Source organism: Psychrobacter sp. 4Bb (assembly GCF_002836735.1).
In the GTDB taxonomy this organism is placed as follows: Bacteria; Pseudomonadota; Gammaproteobacteria; order Pseudomonadales; family Moraxellaceae; genus Psychrobacter.
Genome location: NZ_PJAS01000051.1, coordinates 43,906 through 57,320, shown reverse-complemented (window position 1 = coordinate 57,320; position 13,415 = coordinate 43,906). Strand labels below are relative to the sequence as shown.

Genomic DNA, 13,415 nt, shown 5'->3' with positions numbered 1-13,415 from the left:
CTATTATGCACGAATAAAGCCTCATCTTAATAAAAGTCTGCGACTTCCTACCTCTTACTTATTCAACTCAAAAATCATATTTTGCCATTATTTCAATTTGCTGACCTGCTGGCATCCATGGAAATGTCGTTACGTCCTGATTTCTCCACTCAATACCCAAATCTAGATCTGGTAGATACTCATAGATAAGGTTTGCGCTTTTTACATTAGCAGAAGTATCTGCCGCATCGTCTACATTTACCTCACCATAGCGCAAGTTGCCACGCAGCTTTTGGGTAAATTGATGCTTATATCCTACGCTATAGCCAGTTTGCGAGATAAGCTTCCCATCCTCGGCATCACAGTCTACGCCGCCATTCATAACTAGCGGTCCTCCAACACAGATGGCAGAATAAGCACCCATGCCTTTACCATTGTATATACTGGCATGGAGTGAATCTTTACCCAATGTCAGCTTGCCCGCTAAAGAAACACCGATACCCACATCTGAACCATCTCCGTTCTCAGCATCACGAGCCGTGACAGCCACGTTATAGTCAAAGTTAGATATCTTATCTTTGTAGCTTACCACCATATCAGGCAGGCTCGCATTATCATAAACAGGGTCTTGCGCCGTAAAACGTAGCCCCTTATAAGTATAGTGCAACGTCAAATCTGGACGAATATAAGAACCACCACCAGAGGCCGTGCCCAAACCAGTACCCCAGAAGTCAAGCTGCTCCGTAGACAGAGGTGCCACTGCCAAAAACTGACCGTTCCAAGTCTTACCCACTGTCAAATCATCAACCTGAACATAGGCATGGCGTAAGCGCAGATTTGAGCCGCCCTTGGCGTAATCGCCATAAAAATCACCTTCGATAAACCCCGTGAGTTTTTTATCATCTACCGACTTGGTTGTTTTAACATTAATACGAGACTGGCGTAAATTACCCTTAAATTCCGACTCGCCTTCATCAGGAGAGTTAAAAGCACCTTCTGCTTTGATGTAACCACCGATACTCAAAGTCGTGTCATCTGTTGTCACAAGATCGATTGCTTGTGCAGATACGCATGTTACAACCGTAGCAAAACCTACAGATAGCCTTTTTATATAAAGCATCATTCATCTATTCCCTGTTTTATGTTGATATCCTTATCAATCCCAATTGCTACTACGCTTTCTTTAATCCATAAAAATAAATAATCCTTTTAGATGAAAATTAACTTCTACTTAATAAGTACTTTCTAATTAAAAACCCAATCATAATTTGACCGATATATTAGGTTTTAGGCTTCTTGATTAATACTTTCCAAAGCAGCAATCGCGTCTTTTTGCGACTCATTGATAGGCTTTTTTTGCCCACTCAATTTATCGAGATATACCAACACCGACTCACCGATTGCAACGACTGCTTTCTGCACCGTACTGTAATAGGTATATTCATGAATCAGACTTGAATTACCTATTTTTTTGACCTTGACGCCAATCCATAATTCATCAGGGTAAGCAACCGATTTGAGGTATCGACATGACGAGGCAGCCATCACCGAAGACGTCTGTTCGTTAAATAAACCAAGCCGCCTGTTGTAGTAGATACGAGCATTTTGAGCATATTCGTAATAAACCACATTATTGACATGACCAAAGGAGTCCATATCACCCCATTCCACTTGCTGAGGATAGATAACGGTAAAGTCATGCAATGGGTGATTGTCATCGCTTGTGACAATCTCTTGTATTTCTGGGAACGTAGGCGCAGCTTCCATAGCTTTTCTCTTTTTATTAGACAGGTTTTGTTATAGAGATAATGAGTGTGACTCAGGGTGCTCGTGACTCACACACCTCCCCCATCCCTAGCATTTATTCAAACACTAGGGCTTATGCAAGTTTGCACTTTTGTCACAGTCGATTTGATAGTGACCGGATTATTTGACTAGATGAGGTTTTCTGAGTACATCGAACGCATGCGTTTTTTATCGAGTTTACCGACGCTGGTTTTTGGCATGTCTGGCAAAAACCTCACTTCACTTGGTACGCCATACTTTGGCAGATGACCTCTCTCTACTGCTTGATGACCCAATGCCAAAATATCTTCCATTTTTGTATCGACATGGTCTGGTTTTAGCACGATCAATGCCAAGGGACGCTCGCCCCAACGCTCATCTGGCACACCAATCACCGCGATATCAGCGACGCTAGGATGAAAGGACAAAATCGTTTCGACCTCAAGCGAGGACACCCATTCGCCGCCAGATTTAATGACATCTTTGAGCCTGTCTGTGATGCTTAGCGTACCATCAGCGGTCATACAGGCGATATCTTGAGTATGCATCCAGCCGCCTTTCCATAACTCATTACCTGCGTCAGGATTTTTAAAATAACTTTGGGTCAACCACGGCGCGCGTATCACAAGCTCGCCTGTAGATTTGCCATCCATGGGTTGTGGTTTACCATTTTCATCCCAAATTTCCATCGACACTAACATAATGGGTGAACCTGATAGACAACGATAGTTAAGGTTATCCTCTAGCGTCATTGACTCTGTTTTGTCATCGAATACTGCTCGAGACAGTACAGGGCAAGACTCTGACATACCAAACCCTGACATAAACTCTATGCCACATTCGATTGCCGCTTTGGCCAAGCCTTCGTTAAGCTTTGAGCCACCTAGTAACAGTTTAAGATCTTCGAATTTTCGGCCACGCTCTGCCATTTCTTTGAGGAGCATTTGCAATATTGCTGGGACACCATGTGACAGCGTGACTTTGTGCTGCTCAATCAAATCGACCAGTTTTGGTGCCAGATATCTCCCGGGATATACTTGCTTGAGCCCTATCATGGTTGCGCCATACGGCCAGCACCACGCATGTACATGAAACAAAGGCGTCATCGGCATATATACATCGTTGTAGCGCGCGCCTTGACCTTCGGCATTGAGCGCTGATGCCAGTGTGCTTGCCATCGTCTGTAGTACGATCTGACGATGAGTAAAGAAAACTCCTTTCGGATCACCTGTCGTGCCACTGGTATAGAATGTTGTAGCAATAGTGTTTTCATCAAAGTCTAGGAAGTCAAACTCGTCACTAGCAGCTGCTAAGAGCGCCTCATATTCGCCATCGACATAGTCAGGCAGCTCAGCTTTCTCACCACCTACTTTGTCATCCTCTGCATCATCGGCCCACATTACATGCTCGATAGAAGGCGCATCGTCACGATAGTCTTTAATCATCGGCGCAAATTCAGCATTCAACAATAAGGCTTTTGGCGCAGCATGGTTGACGGTATATAGCACTTTTTCTTCAGACAGACGCACATTAACGGTTTGCAAAATCATGCCCGACATTGGTACTGCAAAGTATGCTTCAAGGTAACGATGACTGTCCCAATCCATGAGCGCGACCACATCACCTGCCTGCAAGCCCATATTTTTTAATACATTAGCCAAGCGATTAATACGTTTAAAAAACTCAGCATAGGTATAAGTGACTTTGTCGGCATAGCTAATGGTTTGGTTGGTGGAAGCAATCTTGGCGCGGTTTAGTAACTGTTTAATAATTAACGGAAACCCATACGCTTCTTCGGCTTGATGGTAATTATCGTGTTCGTTGAGTATGGTTGTCATGGTATCTTCCTTGATAATAAATTGTCCTTGATATAGTCAATTCTCTATAAAAGAGTGACAGCGTTAACCTATCTTGAAGTATCACAGTTAAATCTGCGCTCGGTTGCCTTATCTCTCTTCTAAACTGAATCAACTATAACCAGTAATGGGGCGAGCATGCTTTTGAGTCTTAGACGCGTTCTATCACCATAGCAAGCCCTTGCCCAATACCAATACATAAGCTAACCACGGCATATTTGCCACCTGTGCGCTGTAGCTCTCGAGCAGTACTCAAGGCGATTCTTGCACCTGATGCGCCAAGCGGATGGCCGACAGCGATGGCGCCACCATTGGGATTGACACGCTTATCATCAAAATCAATATCTAACCCTTTAAGGCAGCCAAGCACTTGAGAAGCAAAAGCTTCATTAATCTCAATGACAGACATGTCCTCGAGGGTCAGATCCGCACGCTTTAGTGCTAGCTTAATTGCTTCAACAGGACCCACACCCATGATATTGGGTTCAACACCCATTGCACCTGATGATAAGATCTTGGCAATCGGTTTAAAGCCTAGCTTTTTCTCTGCTTGCTTTGAGCCGATGATTAGCACGGCAGCACCATCATTGATGCCAGACGCATTACCTGCGGTGACGATTCCATCTTTGTTTAACGGTTTGAGCTTTTGTAATGCCTCAATGTTGGAGCTGGCACGCGGATGCTCATCATCTATGACTACTTTTGCAGGCAATTTCTTACCTTGGAAGACAGTAATAGGTGTTATCTCATCGTCAAAAAACCCTGCTTGCTTGGCGGCTTGGTACTTGGCTTGCGATGCGGCGGCAAACTTATCCGCTTCTTCGCGCGTAATACCATATTTATGAGCAACGTTGTCACCCGTCTGCGGCATAGTATCGCTACCGAACTGCTCAATAATCTTTGGGTTGGGAAAACGGCTACCGATGGTCGTGTCAAAGACTTTAAAGTCACGGCTGAAAAGCTGTTCTGTCTTGGCAAATACAAACGGCGCACGCGTCATCGACTCGACCCCCCCTGCTAAAATAATATCCCCTTCGTTGCACGTAATACTGCGAGCAGCATCGACAACAGTAGACAGACCTGACGCACATAGACGGTTTACTGTCTGACCTGGAGTTGTTACATCCAACCCTGCTAACAAAGCCGCGTTACGCGCGATGTTACGAGAGTCCTCGCCTGCTTGGTTGGCACTGCCTAGCAACACTTCATCAAAGATATCAGCAGATAATTGGTGCTTTTCGACCAACGCTTTCATCACGGTAGCAACCAAATCGTCAGCGCGTACGGGTGCTAATGCGCCAACATATCGACCAAAAGGACTTCTTAATCCATCATAAATATAGGCATCTAACATAACGTTTCCTTGTCGTATTTTTTAACTCTGAATAATGGTTTTATAACGATATTTTGTTGTTTGTACTAATAAATGGTTTGCTGAGTGAACAATGACACATCAAGCTTGGCGCGGCGTTGCAGCCAAGGGCTTGGACGATAACGTGGGTCACCTGTCAGCCCGTAGATGCGCTCTAAAATAAGCAATACACGCGAAGCGCCAAGATGATCGCCCCAAGAGATAGGACCATGCGGATAACCTAGCCCAAGCTTGACAGCATTATCGATGTCTTCAGGTGAAGCAATCCCTTGCATAGCAATGTCACAACCAAGGTTAATCACCATAGCGACCACACGTTGTGCCACAAAGCCCACGCTTTCGGTAATTAGCGTGGCACCGACCATAGACTGTGTGATTGCCTCACTGGCAGCCAAGCCTTTACTGAATAACGCATAAGCTTGTGCGACAAATGTTTCCTGCGTGACGAGACTTGGCATCAAAGTACGATGCTTTGCTAGTCCAGTGAGCATATCAATGGCAACGGCTTGCTTGGGATCGACCTGATAACGAATCGCAGCATTAGTCGTATCTTCGCCATAGGGTGCGAGCAGCACCAAACTATCAGGGTTTGGCTTGTAGTTGTCGTCGATAGTGATACCCTGAGACTTTAGGTAATCGACCAGCTGATTTTGGTCTTCTACCAGATCAGCACCAACCCAAACTGAGGTAATAATGGCATCAGATATAAGCGCTTCGGACGACTGACTTTGAGCAGTAGTCGCTGACAGCTTCTGACCGTCTTTATAGTGATAAAACCCTTCACCAACCTTACGACCAAGCTTTTTACCTACTAGCATTTGACGGGTCAGTGGATGCGGGCGATAACGCGCTTCGTGATAGAACTGGTTGTAAATAGACTCCATCACGGGGTGCGATACATCGATACCAGTGAGGTCTAACAGCTCAAACGGCCCCATGCGAAACCCTGCCCCTTCACGCAAAATTCGGTCAATACTCTCAAACGTTGTTACCCCTTCACCCAATATTTTTAACGCTTCTGTACCGTACGCTCTACCACCATGGTTGACGATGAAACCCGGTGTATCTTTTGCCACCACGCCCAGATGACCCATTCGTGTGGCCAAATCGGAGAGCACGTCAATCACTGATTGCTGAGTAGACAGACCTGGAATGACCTCTACAATTTTCATCAAAGGGACTGGATTAAAGAAGTGAAATCCTGCCACTCTTTCTGGGTGGTCACAGTCAGCAGCAATTGCGGTCACTGATAAGGAAGAGGTATTGGTCGCCAAAATAGTATCGGCGGTGACCACACCTTCTAACTGGGCAAAAAGCTGTTTTTTGATGTCTAGATTTTCGATAATGGCTTCAACCACTATCTCAGCAGTCGCAATTTGGCTAAGCTCTTGTAGTACCGTCAAATTACTTAAAATATCCTGTAGCTGCTCATCGGTAAACTTGCCTTTAGCAGTAAGTTTTTCGAGGGTACTTTGCAAGGATTGTCGTCCTTGTTCAGCAGCGCCTGATTTGGCGTCATATAACAGTACTTGGATACCAGCTTGAGCAGCAGTTTGAGCAATACCCATGCCCATAATACCAGTGCCTATAATGGCAATTGTGTTCACAGTCATAATAACTCTCTACATGATTTGCTATGAAATTTCGGTTCAAAGGTGATAACTTGCTTCAAAAGCGATCACAATGTGGCTCTGAATTCACATGCTTATGAATTAACGTGCTTATGAATTCACATGCTGATGAATTGACGCGGCTAGGGATTAATGCCCTTTATATTCTGCAGGACGCTTTTCTAGGAAGGCTTTAGCGCCTTCTTTTTGGTCGTGAGTATTGAACAAAATCTGGAAAGCCTTACGCTCTAGAGCCAACGCACCTTCTAAAGGCATATCAATACCTAGATTTGCCACTTCTTTGATTTGCGCTAGGGCAATGGGAGAGTAATGTGATAGCTGCTTAGCAATCTCGATGGCGCGTGTGATAGTAGCCTCGTCTTCAACGACTTCAGATACCAGCCCCATTGTGTCCGCCTCATCAGCACTGATCATATTGCCTGTTAGTACCATCTTCATGGCCTTATGTTTGCCAATCGCGCGAAACAAACGCTGCGTCCCGCCAGCACCTGGCATGAGTCCTATCTTAATTTCGGGTTGACCAAATTTGGCAGACTTGCCTGCGATGATGATGTCAGCATGCATGGCCAACTCACAGCCACCGCCCAGAGCATAACCATTGACGGCAGCAATAATGGGCTTTCGGCTGTTAGTAATGGCATCCCAATAGCGTTCACTATGACGCAGGTACATATCCACTGTACTGGTAGTTAAAAAATCATTGATATCCGCACCAGCGGCAAACACCTTGTCCCCTCCAGTAAGGACAATTGCTTTGGTTTGTGGATCATCATTTAATTGAATGAACAGGTCTGCCATTTGCTGACGTAGCACGCTGTTTAGTGCATTGCGCACTTTGGGGCGATTGAGCCTAACAACACTCACGCCCTCTCCTTTTTTCTCACAAATAATGAGCGGCTCTTCCATGATCAACTCCTTAAACTTCATTCTTGTATAAAGTATAAACACCCTAACAAAGCATTTATTTTGAATATTAAATATCGCTATGCGGTATTTAATATCAATATATACTGTTTATTTTGGTTTGTGAAGCATAAAAATTTGATAAATTAGAATAAATTTAAAATAAAACACTATATTCAATTATATAAATACCGCAATGCGGTTTTTTAAACCAAATCTATTGTAATTTAATAATTCATCGATTATGCTGTTTATCCAAGGACGTCAGATTATTTAATACAGTCACAGAGCCGATACTGATATCAGGCATCAATCAAACAAGGAAGATTCATATGATTAGAGATAAAGAGACCCTCGACCACATCACCCAAACCATTCGTAACTTCGTTAACGATCAACTTATCCCTATGGAACATTGGGTTGCAGAAAATGACCGCCTTCCAGAAGAGATCATTGAGCAAATGCGAGAATTAGGGCTTTTTGGACTGACCATACCCGAAGAATACGGCGGACTTGGTGTCACTATGGAAGAAGAAGTCACGCTGGCATTTGAGTTAGGACGCACCTCCCCTGCGTTTCGCTCATTAATAGGGACAAATAATGGTATTGGCTCATCTGGCCTAGTGATTGATGGCACTGAAGCACAAAAGCAGAAATATCTACCTCGGTTGGCCAGTGGTGAAATCATCGGTTCGTTCTGTTTGACCGAGCCTGACTCTGGCTCAGATGCCGCCTCATTGAAAACGACGGCTATTAAGGATGGTGATACTTATATCATCAATGGTACCAAGCGCTATATCACCAACGCCCCGCAGGCTGGTGTATTCACTGTCATGGCACGTACTGACCCACAAAACAAACGCTCTGGCGGTATTTCAGCATTTATTGTCGAAAGCGACACGCCGGGTATTACTTTGGGCAAGATTGACAAAAAAATGGGCCAAAAAGGCGCGCATACCTGTGATGTGATCTTTGATAATTGCGTCGTACCGGCGGATGCACTCATCGGCGGTGTTGAGGGGGTTGGCTTTAAAACGGCCATGAAAGTTCTTGATAAAGGGCGCTTGCATATTGCGGCAGCCAGTACTGGAGCCGCCACTCGCATGCTGAATGATGCACTGAACTATGCCGTCGAGCGTAAGCAATTTGGTCAACCGATTGCTAGCTTTCAACTTATCCAGGGCATGCTCGCTGATTCAAAAGCAGAAATCTATGCTGCCAAATCTATGGTGCTAGACGCGGCACGTCTGCGTGACGAAGGCAAAGACGTCGTTACTGAATCCTCATGCGCCAAAATGTTTGCCACTGAGATGTGTGGCCGTGTTGCTGATAGAGCGGTACAGATCCATGGCGGTGCCGGCTATATCGCAGACTACGGTATTGAGCGTTTTTATCGTGATGTACGTCTATATCGTTTGTATGAAGGTACCACGCAAATTCAGCAAGTCATCATTGCTCGCAATATGATCAAAGAAGCCAGCGAGTAATCCCTACCACTTTTTCATCCATCAAAATGCACGACGGTATTTGCTAGGATGCTGATACCGTTGCCTTCTATTTTTATCACTACGCATCAAATTAGTTTTTCATTCTCACAACGATAAGGATATAAATTGTGAAAAGTGTCGCTATAACTGCAGATCCAAGTATAAGCTCCACCCAAAAACAACCTTGGAAACTGGCCTTTGTTTTTTGTTTTTTAGTTTTACTATGTGATGGGGCTGATATCGGTATTCTTGCCTTTACCTTATCTAGCCTAAAGCTAGAGTTTGCACTGACGAATGTACAGGCTGGCGCTCTAGGCAGTTGGTCGTTATTTGGTATGGCAATCGGTGGGTTTTTTGGTGGCTGGGCTTGCGATCGCTTTGGCCGAGTACGGGTGATCGTCGTTGCTACTGGAATATTCTCTATACTGTCTGGTTTTAGTGGACTGGTGCAGAGCTATGAGCAGTTTATCGCGCTACGGGTTATTGCCTGCTTAGGGCTGGGTAGTCTTTATATCGCTACCAATACGCTTATGTCAGAGATGGTACCTACCAAGCATCGAACCACCGTACTGGCAGCATTGATGACAGGATTTACCTTAGGCTCGCTAGTCATCACCAGTATCTCGGCATGGATTATCCCTAGCTATGGCTGGCGTACACTATATCTACTGACGTTTTTGCCGATACTTTTGGCAGTATCAATGTACTTTTTAGTCCCTGAACCTCAGTCTTGGAAAGACGCTCGAGCATTAAAACTGAGTGGGGCACTGGACACACTCAAAAAAGCAGAGAACCCATACAAAGCGATAATGGAAAATCCAAAACACCGTATCATGTTTATACTATGGTCAATGAGCTCAGGACTTTTGCTATTCGGCTATTTTGGTGTCAGTAACTGGCTACCTTCTTATCTAGAAACTGAATTGGGTATCAAGTTCAAAGAAATGGCACTGTATATGGCGGGAACGTACCTGACTATGATGTTTGCCAAAGTCGTGGCTGGATTCATGGCTGACAAAATCGGACGCAAAATAGTATTTGCTTTTGGTACGATGGGTACCGCATTGTTTATTCCCATTCTAGTGTATATGCACACTCCAGAAAATATTGGTTGGTTAATGATCACCTTTGGTTTCTTATATGGTATTCCCTATGCCATTAATGCCACCTATCTAACCGAAAGTTTCCCTACTGCTATCCGAGGTACTGCGATTGGTGGTGCATTTAATATTGGACGGCTTGGCTCTGTGATTGCTCCTGTTGCCATTGGTTATATGGCCATGCATAACTCTATCGGCGCAGGTTTATTACTTATGGCAGGGGCATATTTCTTATGTGGTCTTATCCCTACTTTGTTCATTAAAGAAAAGCAATATGATCCACAACAAGCCTAACCATACCTCTTATAACGACTATTGCTACCTTTCATACCGCATAGCGAAACAATAGTTTCTCGTTATGCTATGCTGAGAATGTGAAAGTAAATTGATATAATATAATCAAAGAGACAGTGGGTAACTGTGAGCTGATATTAGCTCACAGAATGCTATGAATAATAAAGTTTTGTGATTTTATAACGCTTGTATGAATTTGATTGGGGATAATAGACGACATATGACTAATGATACCCTTGCCGATGAAGACGCTAACAACGAGATGCATATTGAATTGTTAGAACCCATTGCAGAGATGAGAGATAAAAACGACAGACAGTTTGTCACAGCGTTGGCTCGAGGGTTAGAGCTGCTGCGTTGTTTTACCCCGCAGCGGCCTTATCTAGGCAACCAAGACCTAAGTCAGCTGACAGGACTTCCTAAAGGAACCATCACTCGACTGACCTATACGTTGGTCAAATTGGGATATTTAAAACAATCGACCAATAGTAGTAAGTACCAGCTCTCGACAGGGGTACTAAGTTTTGGTTATACCATGATGACCAATATCTCTATCAATAACCTTGCGACTCCTTATATGGAAGAGTTGGCAGACTATGCCAATAGTGCCGTTGCCATGGCTACTCGTGATCGACTGATGATGGTGTATCTAAACGTTGTGCAAGGTCAAGGGACCACGACCATGCAACGCAATGTCGGCTCTTATTTGCCTATTCATTTAAGTTCGATGGGGAGAGCCTGTTTGGCGAGTATGCCACCTGCTGAGCAAGAGTTTATTCTTAATGCGATTCGTAGTAAGTATAAGGATGATTGGTTAAAGATTAGACGAGGATTAGATAAAGCCTTCCAAGACTATGAGGACTATGGTTATTGTTTTTCAATTAGTGAATGGCAAAAGGATGTCAACGCGGTAGCCATTGCGCTGATGCACCCCACAGAAGGCTTGCTCACTTTTAACTGCGGCGCACCAAGTTTTATCCTTAGTCGTACCAAACTAGAAGAAGACATTGCCCCTCGCCTGCTGCATATGAAAAACATGATCGAGAGTAATCTATATATTAGCTAGGGCGTGTCTTCATTTCAAAAATGGTGGTAAAAATGAGATAAATTGCCGTCAAACAAGAAAAATAGCGCAGATAATATCGGGATATTAACCAGCTATTTGACGATGTTTGGCAAGATTTAGCCATTTTTAGCCCATTTAGATGACTATCGGGTGAATTGAAGACACGCCCTAGCATCACTTAAGTGTGCCCCATGAAAATAACGATTCATCTCCACCAACTATTCAAGCGATAGTCATATAAGTCATTCATATCGTTTTGGCATTTTATTTTCAGTGCCTTTAGCCGTGTTTTTTGAGGATTCACCATGAGCCAGCTTTTTTCGCCTTTGAAACTTGGGCAACTCACATTAGATAACCGTATTATCATCGCACCCATGTGCCAATACTCTGCCAACGATGGAGCGGCAAGTGATTGGCATATGATCCATTTGGGCCAAATGAGTTTGAGCGGCGCAGGACTACTTATTTTAGAAGCAACAGCGGTCAATCCACAAGGACGTATCAGCTATGCTGATTTAGGTTTATGGGATGACAGGACTCAAGCTGCACTAGATAAAACGCTAACAGCAATCAGACAGTACAGTCCTATGCCAATAGGCCTACAACTGGCCCATGCTGGACGTAAAGCGTCAACCGAAAAGCCATGGGACGGCGGCGGTTCGATTGCCCCTGATGAGGTAAATGGGTGGCAAACGGTGGCACCATCAGCGCTTGCGTATGACGAAAACTCTACTGTACCCACCGCCATGGACCAAAATGACATTGATGCGCTAGTAAGTGATTTTGTGAATGCGGCAAAACGTGCAGATGCGTTGGGCCTTGATTTGATTGAACTTCATGGGGCGCACGGTTATCTATTACATCAGTTTTTATCGCCACTTTCTAATAACCGTGATGATCAATACGGCGGCAACCTTGAGAACAGAATGCGCTTGTTACTTGAGGTGTTTACAGCGGTTCGGACTGAGTTTTCAAACAATAAGCCAGTGGGTGTGCGTGTGTCTGCAACCGATTGGGTCGAAGGCGGCTGGGACCTTACCCAAACGATCGAGCTGGCTAAAGCATTGGAGGCGTTAGGCTGTGATTATATCCATGTGAGCACCGCAGGACTGAGCCCAGAGCAGCAAATCCCTGTGGAAGCGAGCTATCAAGTGCCTTTTGCTGCCGCGATAAAAGAAGCGGTCAATATACCTGTCATTGCCGTGGGCCTAATCACCGAGGCCGAGCAGGCAGAAAGCATCATCACCGAGCAGCAAGCGGACGCGGTTGCATTGGCACGCGGCATACTTTACGACCCGCACTGGCCGTGGCACGCGGCGGCCGAGCTTGGCGCAACCGTCAAAGCGCCCAAACAATATCTGCGCTCAAGCCCGCACGGTAAGCCGTCTCCGATAGAATAAGTGTAATCGAACTACGAACATAGACTGAAGACATTACTTGCTTCAGTCTATGCATTAACTCACTTTAATTCAAACTAAAGTAATTATGGCTTAAAAGTTAGATAGTCATCAGTGTATTCAACTTGACAAGTGGTAGTGATATCAACGCTGCCATAATTTACCGGCTGAAGTGTAGCGCAGGGAGGTCAACTTATGGTCTTGTTAGGCCTGCTAAATGTTCCATAAGCGGAATTACCTCATTGTAAATACCCCATTCTTAACACAACATCATCGTAGAATAATTAAGCCACCTGCCTGTACTCAGCAGGTGTCATTGTAGTGGCATAATGAAATAGGACAGTAGATAAGAGGTTATACTATCACCAAGACTGGAGAGAAGATATGACCACTACACACCGCACAAACAAAAGTATTAAGCTATTATTCTAGTAAGTAATGAAACAAAATTATATATGGTTTTCCGTTCACCCTGAGCCTGTTGAAGAGTAGGAAAACCGTTATGGTTCGACAAGCTCACCACGAACGGTTTTTTATAATTTAAA

10 protein-coding genes are annotated in these 13,415 nt (G+C 44.5%); 4 read left to right on the top strand and 6 right to left on the bottom strand.

The window, feature by feature from the left end; translation table 11 throughout:
* Positions 1 to 67: 67 nt before the first annotated feature.
* The 6 genes from CXF60_RS02385 to CXF60_RS02360 all read right to left on the bottom strand — a co-directional run bounded on the left by CXF60_RS02385 (position 68) and on the right by CXF60_RS02360 (position 7,529).
* Entirely contained in the window at positions 68 to 1,102 is a 1,035-nt protein-coding gene (locus CXF60_RS02385; RefSeq protein WP_227526717.1) for a hypothetical protein, read from the bottom strand.
* Between the two features lie 164 nt (positions 1,103 to 1,266).
* Positions 1,267 to 1,746, bottom strand: a complete 480-nt coding sequence (locus CXF60_RS02380) for an acyl-CoA thioesterase (protein WP_102090625.1) — start codon at positions 1,744 to 1,746, stop codon at positions 1,267 to 1,269.
* A 167-nt stretch (positions 1,747 to 1,913) separates the two neighbouring features.
* Positions 1,914 to 3,602: a fatty acid--CoA ligase gene (locus CXF60_RS02375; protein WP_102090624.1), complete on the bottom strand. Its 1,689-nt coding sequence runs from the start codon at positions 3,600 to 3,602 to the stop codon at positions 1,914 to 1,916.
* Between the two features lie 169 nt (positions 3,603 to 3,771).
* Positions 3,772 to 4,974, bottom strand: coding sequence for a 3-oxoadipyl-CoA thiolase (locus CXF60_RS02370; protein ID WP_102090623.1), 1,203 nt, complete (start codon positions 4,972 to 4,974; stop codon positions 3,772 to 3,774).
* Between the two features lie 65 nt (positions 4,975 to 5,039).
* On the bottom strand, positions 5,040 to 6,605 hold the full coding sequence (locus CXF60_RS02365; protein ID WP_102090622.1) for a 3-hydroxyacyl-CoA dehydrogenase: 1,566 nt from the start codon (positions 6,603 to 6,605) through the stop codon (positions 5,040 to 5,042).
* A 147-nt stretch (positions 6,606 to 6,752) separates the two neighbouring features.
* Positions 6,753 to 7,529, bottom strand: a complete 777-nt coding sequence (locus tag CXF60_RS02360; protein ID WP_102090621.1) for an enoyl-CoA hydratase — start codon at positions 7,527 to 7,529, stop codon at positions 6,753 to 6,755.
* 329 nt (positions 7,530 to 7,858) lie between these two features.
* On the opposite strand from CXF60_RS02360, the gene CXF60_RS02355 reads away from it, so the two are divergent.
* From CXF60_RS02355 to CXF60_RS02340, 4 genes are all read left to right on the top strand, one after another.
* Positions 7,859 to 9,013: an acyl-CoA dehydrogenase family protein gene (locus tag CXF60_RS02355; protein WP_102090620.1), complete on the top strand. Its 1,155-nt coding sequence runs from the start codon at positions 7,859 to 7,861 to the stop codon at positions 9,011 to 9,013.
* A gap of 128 nt (positions 9,014 to 9,141) precedes the next feature.
* Positions 9,142 to 10,407: an MFS transporter gene (locus CXF60_RS02350; protein WP_102090619.1), complete on the top strand. Its 1,266-nt coding sequence runs from the start codon at positions 9,142 to 9,144 to the stop codon at positions 10,405 to 10,407.
* Positions 10,408 to 10,627: 220 nt separating this feature from the next.
* Positions 10,628 to 11,473 (top strand): IclR family transcriptional regulator, encoded by an 846-nt coding sequence (locus tag CXF60_RS02345; RefSeq protein WP_102090618.1) that lies wholly within the window; start codon positions 10,628 to 10,630, stop codon positions 11,471 to 11,473.
* A 305-nt stretch (positions 11,474 to 11,778) separates the two neighbouring features.
* The gene (locus CXF60_RS02340) at positions 11,779 to 12,873 is read left to right on the top strand and encodes an NADH:flavin oxidoreductase/NADH oxidase (RefSeq protein WP_102090617.1); all 1,095 of its coding nucleotides are present in this window, start codon (positions 11,779 to 11,781) and stop codon (positions 12,871 to 12,873) included.
* The last annotated feature ends 542 nt before the right edge of the window (positions 12,874 to 13,415 follow it).

Excerpts from the sequence above, each read along its gene's own strand:
- CXF60_RS02385 (WP_227526717.1), bottom strand. The coding sequence starts at position 1,102 with ATGATGCTTTATATAAAAAGGCTATCTGTAGGTTTTGCTACGGTTGTA.
- CXF60_RS02380 (WP_102090625.1), bottom strand. The coding sequence starts at position 1,746 with ATGGAAGCTGCGCCTACGTTCCCAGAAATACAAGAGATTGTCACAAGC.
- CXF60_RS02375 (WP_102090624.1), bottom strand. The coding sequence starts at position 3,602 with ATGACAACCATACTCAACGAACACGATAATTACCATCAAGCCGAAGAA.
- CXF60_RS02370 (WP_102090623.1), bottom strand. The coding sequence starts at position 4,974 with ATGTTAGATGCCTATATTTATGATGGATTAAGAAGTCCTTTTGGTCGA.
- CXF60_RS02365 (WP_102090622.1), bottom strand. The coding sequence starts at position 6,605 with ATGACTGTGAACACAATTGCCATTATAGGCACTGGTATTATGGGCATG.
- CXF60_RS02360 (WP_102090621.1), bottom strand. The coding sequence starts at position 7,529 with ATGGAAGAGCCGCTCATTATTTGTGAGAAAAAAGGAGAGGGCGTGAGT.
- CXF60_RS02355 (WP_102090620.1), top strand. The coding sequence starts at position 7,859 with ATGATTAGAGATAAAGAGACCCTCGACCACATCACCCAAACCATTCGT.
- CXF60_RS02345 (WP_102090618.1), top strand. The coding sequence starts at position 10,628 with ATGACTAATGATACCCTTGCCGATGAAGACGCTAACAACGAGATGCAT.
- CXF60_RS02340 (WP_102090617.1), top strand. The coding sequence starts at position 11,779 with ATGAGCCAGCTTTTTTCGCCTTTGAAACTTGGGCAACTCACATTAGAT.